At 45.0% G+C, this 13,233-nt stretch carries 13 protein-coding genes and 1 tRNA gene; 10 read left to right on the forward strand and 4 right to left on the reverse strand.

Annotation, left to right across the window (positions count from 1 at the left end; all coding sequences use genetic code 11):
- Positions 1 to 27 precede the first annotated feature (27 nt).
- The gene (locus ACLWBB_RS09530; RefSeq protein WP_413291404.1) at positions 28 to 666 is read right to left on the reverse strand and encodes a hypothetical protein; all 639 of its coding nucleotides are present in this window, start codon (positions 664 to 666) and stop codon (positions 28 to 30) included.
- 134 nt (positions 667 to 800) lie between these two features.
- Positions 801 to 877: transfer RNA gene (locus ACLWBB_RS09535), tRNA-Met, on the reverse strand.
- 145 nt (positions 878 to 1,022) lie between these two features.
- Between ACLWBB_RS09535 and ACLWBB_RS09540 the strand changes: the two genes are divergently transcribed.
- Positions 1,023 to 1,976, forward strand: a complete 954-nt coding sequence (locus tag ACLWBB_RS09540; RefSeq protein WP_413291405.1) for a hypothetical protein — start codon at positions 1,023 to 1,025, stop codon at positions 1,974 to 1,976.
- Here ACLWBB_RS09540 and ACLWBB_RS09545 read toward each other — a convergent pair.
- On the reverse strand, positions 1,973 to 4,441 hold the full coding sequence (locus tag ACLWBB_RS09545) for a hypothetical protein (RefSeq protein ID WP_413291407.1): 2,469 nt from the start codon (positions 4,439 to 4,441) through the stop codon (positions 1,973 to 1,975). The two genes, ACLWBB_RS09540 and ACLWBB_RS09545, sit on opposite strands and share 4 nt — an antisense overlap.
- A gap of 205 nt (positions 4,442 to 4,646) precedes the next feature.
- Positions 4,647 to 5,630: a rhodanese-related sulfurtransferase gene (locus tag ACLWBB_RS09550; protein WP_413291408.1), complete on the reverse strand. Its 984-nt coding sequence runs from the start codon at positions 5,628 to 5,630 to the stop codon at positions 4,647 to 4,649.
- A 173-nt stretch (positions 5,631 to 5,803) separates the two neighbouring features.
- Between ACLWBB_RS09550 and ACLWBB_RS09555 the strand changes: the two genes are divergently transcribed.
- The 9 genes from ACLWBB_RS09555 (at position 5,804) to ACLWBB_RS09595 (ending at position 13,226) form a co-directional block, all read left to right on the forward strand.
- The gene (locus ACLWBB_RS09555) at positions 5,804 to 7,408 is read left to right on the forward strand and encodes a peptide chain release factor 3 (protein ID WP_413291410.1); all 1,605 of its coding nucleotides are present in this window, start codon (positions 5,804 to 5,806) and stop codon (positions 7,406 to 7,408) included.
- A 1-nt stretch (position 7,409) separates the two neighbouring features.
- Positions 7,410 to 8,315 carry an ABC transporter ATP-binding protein gene (locus tag ACLWBB_RS09560; RefSeq protein WP_413291411.1) on the forward strand — a complete coding sequence of 302 codons (906 nt, stop codon included), beginning with the start codon at positions 7,410 to 7,412 and terminating at the stop codon, positions 8,313 to 8,315.
- Positions 8,312 to 9,088, forward strand: a complete 777-nt coding sequence (locus ACLWBB_RS09565) for an ABC transporter permease (protein WP_413291412.1) — start codon at positions 8,312 to 8,314, stop codon at positions 9,086 to 9,088. Before ACLWBB_RS09560 ends, ACLWBB_RS09565 begins: the two co-directional genes overlap by 4 nt.
- Positions 9,089 to 9,163: 75 nt before the next feature.
- On the forward strand, positions 9,164 to 10,501 hold the full coding sequence (gene ffh / locus ACLWBB_RS09570) for a signal recognition particle protein (protein ID WP_413291413.1): 1,338 nt from the start codon (positions 9,164 to 9,166) through the stop codon (positions 10,499 to 10,501).
- A 109-nt stretch (positions 10,502 to 10,610) separates the two neighbouring features.
- Positions 10,611 to 10,862, forward strand: a complete 252-nt coding sequence (gene rpsP / locus ACLWBB_RS09575; protein WP_413291414.1) for a 30S ribosomal protein S16 — start codon at positions 10,611 to 10,613, stop codon at positions 10,860 to 10,862.
- A gap of 74 nt (positions 10,863 to 10,936) precedes the next feature.
- On the forward strand, positions 10,937 to 11,176 hold the full coding sequence (locus tag ACLWBB_RS09580; protein ID WP_413291415.1) for a KH domain-containing protein: 240 nt from the start codon (positions 10,937 to 10,939) through the stop codon (positions 11,174 to 11,176).
- A 160-nt stretch (positions 11,177 to 11,336) separates the two neighbouring features.
- Complete coding sequence (rimM, locus tag ACLWBB_RS09585) at positions 11,337 to 11,858, forward strand: ribosome maturation factor RimM (RefSeq protein WP_413291416.1); 522 nt, start codon at positions 11,337 to 11,339, stop codon at positions 11,856 to 11,858.
- Positions 11,858 to 12,652 carry a tRNA (guanosine(37)-N1)-methyltransferase TrmD gene (trmD, locus tag ACLWBB_RS09590; RefSeq protein WP_413291417.1) on the forward strand — a complete coding sequence of 265 codons (795 nt, stop codon included), beginning with the start codon at positions 11,858 to 11,860 and terminating at the stop codon, positions 12,650 to 12,652. Before rimM ends, trmD begins: the two co-directional genes overlap by 1 nt.
- Positions 12,645 to 13,226, forward strand: coding sequence for an RNA methyltransferase (locus ACLWBB_RS09595; protein ID WP_413291418.1), 582 nt, complete (start codon positions 12,645 to 12,647; stop codon positions 13,224 to 13,226). Before trmD ends, ACLWBB_RS09595 begins: the two co-directional genes overlap by 8 nt.
- The last annotated feature ends 7 nt before the right edge of the window (positions 13,227 to 13,233 follow it).

Genomic DNA, 13,233 nt, shown 5'->3' on the forward strand with positions numbered 1-13,233 from the left:
CAGAATAAATTGTTACGCGGAGAACTCTTATTGAGTTCCGACAATGCTAGAAGCATCTCTTTTAATTCCGATCGCATTAATGAGAGTGTCTTGGTTCAAAATTTTCTCTACTGCATACTCCATACAGGTGTCTAACGCGGGACCAATAGAGTCTGTCGAGTCAATGGCGCTATTTGTTCCATTGACGCTGGCTTCGACCGTTCCTGAATATGTGAGTTGGTTAGTACTTGAGGAGTAAATATTAAAATCAAGACTTAAATAGCATTCCGCGTATTCGGGACTCCAGCCATCCGCAAATTCGCCCAAAGTTAGTTTTTTGATAAATCCATTGAGGACGTATTTATTTTTGCCATCAACTTTTAAGCCACGAGCAGTGAGGCCACGCTTTAGTTTTTCTCCTACGTAATCTTTTGCAGGGATATCTAGATAGATAGGAGTGACTGTATTAAACATTCCTGTTTTTGCTTGTCCAATAACTTTTTGCTCGGGGCGATGATCCCTGATTTCCCCAATCGTTAAAGCGCCAGTGACTTTGGTGAAGCCGGTTTTCCCACTTAAGCTGCGCAGTGGTTGAGTCTTGTTGGTGTCAACATGGAGTTCTTTGAGTGCGCAACCGCTAGTGAAGATAAAAAAGGTACTTAATACTAAGAAAAGCTTCTTGCTCATGTGTAAATTTAAACAAATTTAGTTTCGATAGAGTAGGTTTTTTGTAAACGACCTAGTCCTTATTGCTTTTTCTGACGTAATAAGTATGGGGGCTAAAAATGGAAAAGGCCCGATGGTTTACCATCGGGCCTTTATGGTTGCGGGGGCAGGATTTGAACCTACGGCCTTCGGGTTATGAGCCCGACGAGCTACCAGACTGCTCCACCCCGCGACAAATGTGAATGCACTATAGGCCTCGGGGGTACACACGTCAACCCCCAAAGTCCGTTTATTTCTGTCATAAGTGCGCAAAAACTCCTCAAATTTCTTTAAAAGTGGATCTAAGATGGAATTATTGAAGTAATTTGGAGTTTTTGATGAAAAAAGCGCTCAAAGTTATAGCAGTGGTTGTCGGAAGTCTTCTCGTCGTTTTGGTGATTGTGATCGCATTCTTTATCAAGTCGTTACCTTCGACGTGGGAGATCAAACAAACCCTCAGTCCTCGCAAGGCACAAAATCCAAGTTTTGCCACGAATGGAAGTTCGGCGCCGTTGCCTGAAAAAGGTGAAGAGCCGTCGCCACAAAAACCTACTCCGAAAACTCACGACGACAAAGTCGATGAAAGCAAAATTCTTTCGCAAAGAGTGCTTCACGAAGATTTCTTGAACGAAAAACAACCTCTATCGAGTGTGTGTGCAAATTTGCCAGCAGCAACGCAGAGTCGTTTTCTGCGCAAAGATGAAAGTGGCTCTTCGAAAGAGTTTTTAAGTCGTCTGCTAGATGAAAACGAGAAGGATCCCTTGGTAGAATCCGCGGCTCCACTTTTTAGATATCTGACTCGATTGCCATCGATGCGCGAACTTTTTGAGCTTGTTGAAAAAGCAGAGGCCGAGCACGATCAAAGTTTTACTGAGAAAGCGTGGTTTTACGGAAAAGTGGCCTTGGTGGCCCAAGAGCTTCGCGGCAATAAGAGCAATATTGATCGACTTCTGATGAAGACTTACAACATGTACATGCTTTCAAAAGCGGTGGCTCAACGTCCAGAGCTTGCGCGTGATCCCGCGACTTTAAATTTTTGTGATCAGATCGAAAAAAATATTAACTTCAATTTGGATTTTAATCCTGAAGAACAAGCGCACGAGTTTCAAAAGTTTTTGGACTACGCGAAGGTGAACCCTAAACACATCGGCTATGATTCAAATTACCGGTCCAACGTAAATTTTGAAGTTGGCACCGGCAGTGTAATTTTGAATAAAATATGGTTGGAAGAACTCTTCGCGGCTGACATTAAGAAAGCGCGCGAAGAGTTGGAAGCGAAAGAAGGACCTTAGATCTCTTCCTGAGATTCCAAGTCCAATGCCAAGGGCACAGCATCAACACCGAATCGGATCGGAGTTTGGAAGAATTCCAGTCCGCCATGATTAGGATTTACAAGGATGCCACGAACTTTCGAGCGGCGTAGACGCGGTTCAAATGGGAACGGAGCGCCTCTTTTACGTCCGTTCGGATTATCCACGACGACCCACTGATTCGGAGTCTCGGTAGTCTTCCATGATTTGTAGTACATCGACATGCGAGTTCCTTCGAGTAGGAAGTTGATCTCGACATCGGGTCCTGCAAGTTCGATCGCTGTTCGGAAGGTGACAAAGTTTTTCGCCATGGATTCACCGAAATCGCCATAAGCTCTCGAGAATGCTTTTGGATCGTGATCCTTTTCTTGACCCATCTCAATCAATGCATCGTACATTTTTTCGATGGCATGATAAGTCACCGCATTGAACTGATTACGGCAATGCTTACGCGCAGGGGGTAGAGCTTCTAACTTACAATAGTTGTAAGGGTCGCGAGCAAATGGGTAATCATCCAGGTAGCGCTTGGCAATCTTGTGCATATAGTCTTTGCCATAGCGAGAGGCCATCTTCATCAAGTGCAAAGTATGGTCTTCGCTGAGTGTGGCATCAAAGTCGATCGCCGTGTATCCCAAGTTTTTGTCTGGAATGTCCACTCGCAAGTCATCCATACCAGTGCGTTTGACAAGGGCACGGATAGCTCGATCTAACTTCTCGTCCGTAGTGCTTTCGTTTTTGTAGGCATAACTATAACGTCCAAAGAGTCCCACGTCCTTGCTTTCTGAATCCAGCAGGGTGTAGTGAGTGCCATAGAACATAAGATCCGTTTCACGGTGCTTATTCCAGAAGCGATAATTGTTCTCTTCAGAATAAATTCCGTAATGGGCTCTGGCGATTTTGTTGCTAAGATGGAAATCCGTTGCCGTGAAGGAATTGATCTTTCCACGGTTGTAGGAATTATTCCATATAATTGGCAAACCAAGCTGAGCTCCAATGAACCGGCCTGTTGTCACTGTCGAGAAAGTCGAAACTTTCATGACAGGAGTCGATTCAACATAGTTGTCTGGCACTTTTTCAGCGAACTTTTCTGAAGCCGAAATGTTTCCGCGAATTGCATCTTCATAAGCCTTACGTCCAACTTCGGTGTTCATGTTGTACAAAAACGAGAACCCGTCATCAGCGCTCTTAAAGGCAGATGTTGAAATGCTGGTGATCGCGATTCCATTAAATACTGACAAGCTTCCGATCTTACCTTTCGTAAGTTTCAAATAGACTTTGTCAGTTTCAATTTTCTCGATGTAGGTCTCCCAAGATCCGCCGGCGAGTGCGGAGGTTCCAACACCCACCCAACCAAATCCAGTAGCGGCAGAGAACAGCACGCCCCCACGAGAAATGTAGGTAATGCTATCACCTTGGCTCCAAGCATCGAGATCTCGTGCGTGAGCTGGGACGCGTGTGTATCCTCGAGAGCCTTCGGCATCACGTGGATTTGCGAAGTAGCGTACGGAACTGACGTCGCGACCAATGATTGGCATAATGCCTACATAAGCCCACCAATGCTTGTCCAGACCAGAAGCATTTTCATACCAATAACTAATTCTGGTTCCGAAACCACCACTCAGAGAATGATTGCTCATTTTTTGCAATCCCTCACGATAGTCATCGACGATCATACGATCACGAATTCCATCAGCAGTTGGGACCGGTCCCATTCGTGGAGTGAAAGGTGTTAAATTCGCAAGTGAACTTCCCCAGTCAAAATCCAAGAAGAAGAAGGGTTCGACTTTACGTTTAAGCTTTTTCTTCTCTTTCTTCTTCTCAGGAGTGGCTTCCGGAGTAGGAGTTGGAGTCGGCGAAGGTGTCGGTGTTGGGGTCGGAGTAGGAGTTGGCGTCGGAGTCGGTGTCGGCTCTGGCGGCGGAGTTGGAGTCGGTGTCGGGGTTGGTGGAGGAGTAGGTGTAGGAGTTGGAGTCTCACGAGGAGGAGTCGGAGTTGGTGTAGGGGGTGGTGGCGGCGGTGTTGGGGTCGGAGTCGGCGGAGGCGTCGGAGTAGGAGTAGGTGGTGGAGTAGGCGTTGGAGTCGGAGGAGGTGTCGGTGTAGGAGTAGGCGGTGGCGTCGGAGTCGGCGTCTGATAAGGAGTAGGAGTTGGTTTTGGAGGAGTCGGAGTAGGGTATGGCGTAGGAGTTGGTGTAGGTGTCGGATATGGAGTTGGTGTTGGCTTTGGAGGCGTTGGTGTTGGATAAGGCGTCGGACTCGGCTTAGGAGTCGGCGTCGGGTAAGTATGTTTTGGGGTCGGTGAGGGGGACGGTTTAGGTTTGGGCTTTGGATGATGCCCATCACTCTTTGGGGGCTTGTCAGGCTTATCTTTATCTGTTGCAAAACTCAGTGGGGATATTCCCAAGATCAGAGTTAAAACAGAAACATAAACGGGCGCACGAAGACGGATCATATTTCACTCCTGCATATTCATAGCTGTTACCGCATACAACGATGTGTGGAGTGATTGAGCTTCGGTTCTCGTGGACAATCAAGGCAGAGAGTTGGACATATCGAAAAAAGTAATTTTCAGTTGTTCTTTGTGATGAACTTGCAGATTCGAGCAAAAGTTTTTGTCTAAGAGCCTTTGCATTTAACAAAGGCCCATAAAATTTAATTTAGAAATTTTGTTGCAGAGAAATCTCTTCGAGCTCTTTTTGTTTTTCTAGTTCGAATGGCATCACTTGGCGTGGTGCTTTTTTCTCTGGATGCAGTTCGTACTGATATGCGCAGTTTTTCGAGCAAGTATCTTTCTTCCATTCGATGTGCGAACAGTCTTCACAAATCAATTCATGAGTGTCACAGCGTTTGCATTCAACTTTGACATTAGAAGGTTGTCCGCAGTGAGGACACAAACCGTACTTTGTTGTTGGTTTGAGGTCTTGATCCAAAGCCACACGATGATCGAAGACAAAACATTCCCCTTCATATTGGTCGTTCGGGAATTCTTTTATATAGTTAATGATGCCGCCATCAAGTTGGTAAACATTGTCGAATCCTTGGCGTTGCAATTCCAAGATGCCTTTTTCACAACGAATGCCACCAGTGCAAAAAATCAACATCTTCTTATCTTTAGCGATGTTGTGCTTTTCAACGTATTCAGGAAACTCCGTGAACTTATCAATTCCAGGATTCACGGCACCTTTGAATGTTCCAATTTTGGTTTCATACCAATTGCGCGTATCTATTAATAGATAGTCATTTTCTTCTTTCATGACTTTGTTCCACTCAGCCGGAGAAAGATGATGGTTCTCTTTATAGTCAGGAACCAACTCAGGAGTTCCGAGTGTCACGATTTCTTCACGGACCTTTACTTTGAAACGACGGAACGGAGCTTTATGAGATTCTGAATCTTTAAAGAACAAATCCGGCTGAGAGAAATAGTCACGGACGAATTGTTTGAATTCTTCAAAGTTTGCCTGAATCGGGCAAGACACCGTTGCGTTGAAGCCCTCAGTCCCGATAATGATCAGACCGCGCACGCGAAGTCGTTCAGCAGCAGTTTCTAAATCGATTTTGACTTGTTCTGGGTTTGCAAGCTTTTGGAACTTATAGAAAGTCGTAACATAATAGTTCAGGCTATTATTCTCGGGAACAGACATATTTTTACCTCAATGATCCTTCCCTGGCTCCAAACCAAGGGGAGTTGACAGTTTGTGCAATGTATAAACGAGGACTCTGGGGGCGGTCAAGGCTTGTCTTGCAGCCAATTCCCTTGTCCCAGTGATTTCGATCCTTTATAACAACTCTTTGCTTAATAAGTTGAAGGGTAAACATGTTAGCCACGCCTGTTGTTCAGAAAGAAATTCAAAGACGCCGTACCTTTGCGATTATCTCGCATCCCGATGCTGGTAAAACCACATTGACCGAGAAACTGCTTTATCATGGCGGCGTAATCCATGAAACAGGTGAGGTTAAAGGCAAGCAAGGTTCTAAGGCCGTAACATCTGACTGGATGGAGCTCGAACGTCAAAAGGGGATTTCGATCACGTCGTCTGTGATGACCTTTGACTACAATCAATTACGTGTAAACCTTTTGGATACTCCGGGGCATAAAGACTTCTCCGAAGATACGTACCGCGTTTTGATGGCGGTCGAATCTGCTTGTATGCTGATCGACGTTGCAAAGGGCGTCGAGGAGCGTACTAAAAAACTTTACGAAGTTTGCCGTCTTCGTCACATTCCGATTTTCACATTTGTGAACAAACTTGACCGTGAAGGTAAAGACCCACTGACATTGATTGATGAAGTCGAAAAGACTTTGAACATGCAATGTTATCCTGTGACTTGGCCTTTGGGGATTGGTCAACGCTTCCGCGGTATTTACAATCGCCTGACTAAAGAAATTTGGATCTACGATCAGCGCCGTGAAGAAGTCGAAGACTACAAAGTTATTCCATTTGAGCCAGGTAAAGACGATGCGATTCTTTACGATTACCTCGACAAAGAATCTGCTGATCAGGTAATCGGAGAGTTGGAACTCATTGAAGGAGCTTTGCCGCCATTTGATGTGCAGGCCTTCTTGAATGGAGAAATTTCACCTGTGACGTTTGGTTCAGCCAAACAAAATTTCGGTGTGGATACATTCCTTAATTTCTTCACGCAGTATGCGCCGGGCCCTCAGCCGCGTAAAACTAAAGATGAAAAGACAATAGATCCGTGCGATGCGAACTTCACTGGTTTTGTTTTTAAAATCCAAGCCAATATGGACCGTCGTCACCGTGACCGTATCGCGTTTATCCGCATTTGCTCGGGTAAATTTGATCGTGGGATGAAAGTCCAACATTCGCGACTTGAACGTGAACTCAGACTTTCTTACGCGAGCCAATTCATCGCGGCTGACAAAGCAACCATTGAAGACGCCTACGCTGGCGACATCGTTGGAGTGGGTGATACCGGAAACTTTGCGATCGGGGATTGTGTTTCTGCGACAGGAAAAGTCCGTTTCGAAGATATTCCAAAATTCGCTCCGGAGCTGTTTGGTAAACTGAGTGTACGTGACGCTCTAAAACGCCAAAAGATGCTCGAGGCACTCAAACATCTTTCGGAAGAAGGCGCCATTCAGTTATTTTATGATCCAGCCTTCGGTCCGCAAGATCCGATTGTGGGTGCGGTCGGTGAACTCCAGTTTGAAGTTCTCATTCATCGCCTACAAGACGAATATAATCTCGAAGTGAAGTTGACTCGTCTATCATTCTCAGTGGCTCGTTGGCCACGTCTTGAGGGCAAAGCCTTGGATCAACTCAACGGTGGATTTACAATTTACCGCGATATGATCGATCAACCGGTGATCTTGCTAAACCAAGAGTGGGATTTGAACTGGGCGCAAAGAGAAAACCCTAAAGTGGAATTTGCGACATCTATTTCGCGAGCGAGATAGTATGAACCCATTAGAGATTGAACATCTAAAAAAATATTACGGAAATGCTGCAGCGGTGAAGGATGTAAGCTTCACCGTTCATCCAGCGGAAATCTTCGGTCTTTTGGGCCCGAACGGGGCTGGAAAGACGACCATCATTTCTACGGTCACCACCCTTGAAAAGCCCACCGAAGGAACCGTGAAGGTCTTCGGTGAAGATGTGACGAAAAATCCAATGTTTACAAAAAAACAGTTGGGTGTCGTTCATCAGGAAGTGATCAATTCGGGCTATTTCTCCGTCGAAGAAATTCTAGAATTTCAATCTGGCTACTATGGATTTCGTAAAAATACGGAACGCATTCATTTTCTTCTGAACAAATTAAGTCTTTTTGAACATCGTCATAAGAAAGTAAAACAGCTCTCGGGCGGCATGAAGCGCCGTTTGATGATTGCAAAAGCTTTGGTTCATAATCCAAAACTTTTGCTTTTGGATGAGCCTACAGCGGGCGTGGATATCAGTCTTCGTGAAACTCTGTGGGATTTCGTTCGAGACCTCAAAAAAGAGGGCATGAGCATTTTGCTGACAACACATTATTTGGAAGAAGCAGAAATGCTTTGTGATCGTGTTGGGATTATCAATCGTGGTCATATAGAAACTATTGGTAATACCAAGGCAATCATCAAGGACTTCACACAAAGAGAAGTTTCTTTAACTTTGAATCGTGAAATTACGGTTCCTAAAGAGTTGCTTCTTGAAAAACATGAAACAACTTACCGTATGCTGATCCCGCCAGGAAAAGCCATCGGCAGCATGCTTGCGGATCTGAGTGTAGAATCGCCGATGATTGTGGATATTCAAATCAAAGAGGGCAGTCTTGAAGAGGCCTTCTTACGCGTATTAAAAACCAAATCCGGAGAAACAAAATGAATTCAGGATTTGCAACTCTGTTCGAAAGAGAAATTAAACGCTTCATGAAGGTCGTGGTTCAAACGATTGTCACACCTTTTGTAAGTTCATTCTTATATCTTTTAGTATTTGGCGTGTCGTTGGGATCCCAAGTAAAAGTTCATGGCGATGTTCCGTATTTAGCATTCTTGGTTCCAGGCTTGATGATGATGGGGCTTATGAATAATGCTTTTCAGAACTCTTCGTCGTCGATTGTGTCGTCCAAGTTCTCCGGAGATCTCGAGGACATTCGTGTGGCTCCTATAACAAACCAACAAATCGTGTGGGCAATGAGTTTAGGCGGAGTGGTTCGCGGGGCTCTTGTCGCCGTGATTACATATTTGGTGGGTGCCTTGTTTTATTATTTCCAACAAGGTGAAGTTCTGCTGATCCAGCACCCGCTGATTTTACTTTATTTTATTGTAATGGGTGGTTTGATCTTCGGAATGATTGGTATCGGCGTGGCTTTTTGGGCGAACACTTTTGACCAGTTGAGCGCATTTAGTGCCTTTGTTCTTTTGCCATTAACATATTTAGGTGGGGTTTTTATCTCGATTGAGAGCTTACACCCGTTCTGGCAAGTGGTGGCGAAGCTGAATCCTCTACTATACCTTATTAATGGCCTTCGCTACGGGGTCTTGGGTGTCAGTGACGTGGACATCTCCTTGTCCGTTGTATTGAGCCTAATAGGGTTTGCGGGCTTTTACGGCGTTTCCCTGTGGAGTCTTCGCAAAGGTTCCTTCCAACGTTGGTAATAACCCCACGCATTAAAAAACATCGTTTGAACAATGGGTAGGATCTATATTAAGTCCTAACCTTTAGAGGAAAAAATGTTCGAGAATTTGTCTGATAAAATCATGGCGAGCCTTAAAAAGGTTCGTGGCCAAAATAAGATCACTGAAGCCAACGTGGAAGAGGTGATTAAGGAAATTCGTTTAAGTTTGCTCGAAGCAGACGTGAACTTCAAAGTAGTGAAGACTTTCATCGATAAGGTGAAGGCGAAAGCTTTGGGTCAGGACGTTCTTTCGAATATCAACCCGGGACAACAATTCGTAAAAATCGTCCACGACGAACTCGTCGAAGTTTTGGGTGGTGGTGCGGTTGATATCAATGTCCGAGAAAATCCAAGTGTGATTTTTTTGGTGGGTTTGCAAGGGGCTGGTAAAACCACGACCTCAGCAAAACTAAGCCTTTACATTCGCCAGAAACTTGGAAAAAAACCAGGTTTGGTTCCTGCTGATATCTATCGTCCAGCAGCGATTGACCAACTGCAAACTTTGGCAAAGGCCAATAATATTCCGTGTTTCCCAACTCAAGCGGGACAAAAACCGGAAGAAATTTTGGAGCAGGCAAAAAAATGGGCCCGCGACAATATGGTAGAAGTGGTGTTGGTCGATACCGCAGGTCGTTTGCAAATCGACGATCAGTTGATGACGGAATTGCAGAATTTAAAAAATATTTGGTCTCCGCAAGAAGTTCTGTTGGTGGCGGATGCGATGCTCGGGCAGCAGTCTGTGAATGTCGCAGAAGGTTTCCATCAGCGCTTGGGATTGACAGGTTTGATCCTGACGAAAGTAGACGGGGATGCGCGCGGTGGTGCGGCCCTTAGTATTCGTGAAGTCACAGGAATTCCGATAAAATTTTTGGGTGTGGGCGAGAAAGTTGCTGCCCTCGAAGTTTTCCATCCTGATCGTTTAGCATCACGTATTTTGGACATGGGTGACGTATTATCTCTCGTCGAAAAAGCTCAAGATGTCATTGATGAAAAGACTGCGCGCGAGAGTGCGAAGAAGATGGCCAAGAACGAGTTTGATCTCGAAGATTTCTTGACTCAAATTCAGCAACTCAAAAAGTTGGGTGGTCTCGAGGGACTTTTGAAGTTTTTACCAGGCATGGGCGAACTTTCGAAACAAATGAAGTCAATGGCTCCGCCGGATAAAGAAATGAAGAAGATCGAAGCCATTATTCGTTCGATGACCCCTCAAGAACGCAAAAACCATAAGATTTTAAATGCTTCGCGTCGGCAGCGTATTGCCAATGGAAGTGGCACCCAAGTGCAGGATGTGAACAAACTCGTAAAACAGTTTGAGGACGCGAAAAAGATGATGACGGGAATGATGAAAATGGGCCTCGGAAGAGGCGGCGGCGGAATGAAGTTTCCATTTTAGACTTGATCTCTTTTTGCAAAAAAGGTAGACCAGCCATCTTGTTATTGTTTTTTTTATAGAAGTTTGCTAAATATTTAGCTGTTTAAAAAAGTTGATTAAAGAGGATTACATGGCAGTTGTTATTCGTTTGGCTCGTACAGGTGCAAAACATACCCCTAAATATCGTATCACTGTGGCAGATTCTCGCCGCTATGTGACTGGTAAACACCTTGAAGTACTTGGTACTTACATTCCTACTCCAAAAGGCGCTGACCAAAAGGTCAAAATCGACATGGAGAAGTACAACGAGTGGGTTAAAAAAGGTGCTCAGCCTTCAGACCGCGTAAAACACGTGGTTAAGCTCGCTCAAGCTGCAAAATAATTTAAAAATACACCCCAGATCTCATTATGGGATCTGATGGAACGTTATTGCGGACACATGATGTGGAGGAACTCATGGAAAATCTAAAAGACCTCGTAGAATTCATGGCGAAATCTTTGGTTGATAAACCGGAGAGAGTTGAAGTCGACGAGATCCCTGGACAACAAACAACTTTGTTGGCTTTGAAAGTGGACAAAGAAGATTTGGGTAAAGTTATCGGCAAACAAGGTAAAACAGCAGCGGCAATGAGAACAATCATTCGCGCAGCTGGTACCAAGCTGAATAAACGTTATCACCTTGACATCGTTGAGTAGCACGTAAGTTTTTGCAGAACAAGGGATAGTAAAAAGGGGCCTAAAGCCCCTTTTTTATTTTAAAAAGATTTCGAAAATACTTTTCAAATATTGCGAGCACGCCGGTGTGCATGTCATTAAAGATGGCATGAACTGCGCTGCCCTTCGGGTCGAGGAAAATATGGAAATGAAGTTGGTTGGAAAAGTAAAAGATGCCCACGGTCTTCGTGGTGAGCTTTATATTTTGGTTTTTGCGGGCGAAGCCTCTTGGATCAAGAAACTAAAAAACTTTGAGTTGCGTTCACCGCGCACTGAAGAGTCTGTGGCTCACACCGTAGAAAAAATCAAACCTTTCAAGCAAGGTTTCATTTTAAAAACCCCTCTGTTAAACGATCGTAACGCTGCTGAAGCTGTCAAAGGTTTTGAGTTTCACATTCCTGCAGATATTTTTGTCTCTAAACCAGGCGAAACTATTTACCTCAATGAAATTCTAAACTTCGTGGTGAAGAACCCTGCTCAGGATACGATAGGAACAATCAAAGCATTCTCTTCGAATGGAGCTCAAGACCTCTTGGTAGTTGAAACTAAGAAGGGCAAAGTTGAAATTCCTTTTGTCGAAGCTTTCATTAAAAAAATCGATTTCAAGCATCAAAGTGTTGTGATGGATTTGCCAGAAGGCATTTTGGATCTTGAGAACCTGTAATGGCATTTCATTTCCAGGTGATCACGGTATTTCCTGAGATGATTCAAGCGGCGATGGCTGCGGGAGTTTTTTCTCAGGCGCAAAAAAGTTCACTTTTAGAGCTTTCTTGTATCAATCCACGTGAGTTCACTACGGATGTTCATCGTACGGTCGACGATCGGCCTTTCGGTGGTGGCGACGGAATGATTATGCTTCCAGAGCCTTTGCAAAAATCTATTGAAAAAGCCAAAGCTCAACAGCCAAAGGCAAAGGTGATCTATCTGTCACCTCAGGGAAAACCTTTAACGCATCAAAAGGCTCAGGCGCTCTCTCAAGAGTCTGGACTAGTTTTACTTTGCGGCCGCTATGGCGGGATTGATCAGCGAATTATCAATCAATTCGTCGACGAGGAACTCTCGACCGGAGATTACGTGATCTCGGGCGGGGAGCTTGCGGCGTGTGTGGTGATGGATGCGGTTTCTCGTTTTGTTCCGGGCGTATTGGGCCATAAAGATTCGGTGGATAAAGATAGCTTTGCCGAGGGGCTCTTGGAGCACCCGAATTACACGCGCCCACGCGAATATCAAGGCGAGAGCGTGCCAGAGGTTCTTTTTAGTGGGCACCATAAGAAAATTAACGAGTGGAAAGAACTTGTTTCCTACTTGGTGACTTTGCAAAAGCGTCCGGACTTGATTGATAAATCTAAGACGCAAAAGACCCTCAAAGAGGCTTATAAATATTGGCAGGGACTCAGTCCTCAGGAACGCGACACTCTGGGACTAAAAACTCTGAAAGATGAGGACTTCCATGGCTGAGACTCCATATGTTCCGCGATTGGCGATCGGCCTTTTGCATTATCCCATCATGGATAAGGAAAAAAACATTGTAGCTACGAATGTAACCAACTTTGATATCCATGATATTGCCCGGGCTGCTCGTATGTACGGGGTTGAAAACTACTACATTATCCACCCTATGAAAGAGCAGCTGATGTTTGTAGAGCGGGTTTTGGATCATTGGCGAACAGGGCAGGGTGCCAAGTTCAACCCCTCTCGCAGAAGGGCTTTAGAGCGTGTTAAAACCGCTGAGAGCTTTGAGGCAGCTATCAAAGATTGGGGTGCTGAAAACGTAATGACGGTGGCCACTCATGCGCGTCCGATTGAGGGCGTGGAAACTTTGAGCTTCCGCGGGCTTCGAGAGCGTATGTATGACCAAAAAAGGCCCTGTTTTCTGCTATTTGGGACTGGTTATGGGATGACGGAAGAGTTTATGAAGTCACTCACGGTGATTTTAGAGCCTATTAAAGGGGCTCCGCCAGATGATTTTCGTCATCTTTCTGTGAGATCTGCCGTAAGTATCTGTCTTGACCGCATCATGGGCTCGTGGTAACACCTTT

Origin of the sequence: Bdellovibrio sp. HCB337 (assembly GCF_047302465.1) — a bacterium.
Classification (GTDB): domain Bacteria; phylum Bdellovibrionota; class Bdellovibrionia; order Bdellovibrionales; family Bdellovibrionaceae; genus JACMRP01.

What these genes read in the sequence shown, in the direction of transcription:
- ACLWBB_RS09560 (WP_413291411.1), top strand. Translation starts at nt 7,410, where the DNA reads ATGAACCCATTAGAGATTGAACATCTAAAAAAATATTACGGAAATGCT.
- ACLWBB_RS09530 (WP_413291404.1), bottom strand. Translation starts at nt 666, where the DNA reads ATGAGCAAGAAGCTTTTCTTAGTATTAAGTACCTTTTTTATCTTCACT.
- ACLWBB_RS09565 (WP_413291412.1), top strand. Translation starts at nt 8,312, where the DNA reads ATGAATTCAGGATTTGCAACTCTGTTCGAAAGAGAAATTAAACGCTTC.
- ACLWBB_RS09580 (WP_413291415.1), top strand. Translation starts at nt 10,937, where the DNA reads ATGGAAAATCTAAAAGACCTCGTAGAATTCATGGCGAAATCTTTGGTT.
- ACLWBB_RS09540 (WP_413291405.1), top strand. Translation starts at nt 1,023, where the DNA reads ATGAAAAAAGCGCTCAAAGTTATAGCAGTGGTTGTCGGAAGTCTTCTC.
- trmD (WP_413291417.1), top strand. Translation starts at nt 11,858, where the DNA reads ATGGCATTTCATTTCCAGGTGATCACGGTATTTCCTGAGATGATTCAA.
- ACLWBB_RS09595 (WP_413291418.1), top strand. Translation starts at nt 12,645, where the DNA reads ATGGCTGAGACTCCATATGTTCCGCGATTGGCGATCGGCCTTTTGCAT.
- rimM (WP_413291416.1), top strand. Translation starts at nt 11,337, where the DNA reads ATGGAAATGAAGTTGGTTGGAAAAGTAAAAGATGCCCACGGTCTTCGT.
- ACLWBB_RS09550 (WP_413291408.1), bottom strand. Translation starts at nt 5,630, where the DNA reads ATGTCTGTTCCCGAGAATAATAGCCTGAACTATTATGTTACGACTTTC.
- rpsP (WP_413291414.1), top strand. Translation starts at nt 10,611, where the DNA reads ATGGCAGTTGTTATTCGTTTGGCTCGTACAGGTGCAAAACATACCCCT.
- ACLWBB_RS09545 (WP_413291407.1), bottom strand. Translation starts at nt 4,441, where the DNA reads ATGATCCGTCTTCGTGCGCCCGTTTATGTTTCTGTTTTAACTCTGATC.
- ffh (WP_413291413.1), top strand. Translation starts at nt 9,164, where the DNA reads ATGTTCGAGAATTTGTCTGATAAAATCATGGCGAGCCTTAAAAAGGTT.
- ACLWBB_RS09555 (WP_413291410.1), top strand. Translation starts at nt 5,804, where the DNA reads ATGTTAGCCACGCCTGTTGTTCAGAAAGAAATTCAAAGACGCCGTACC.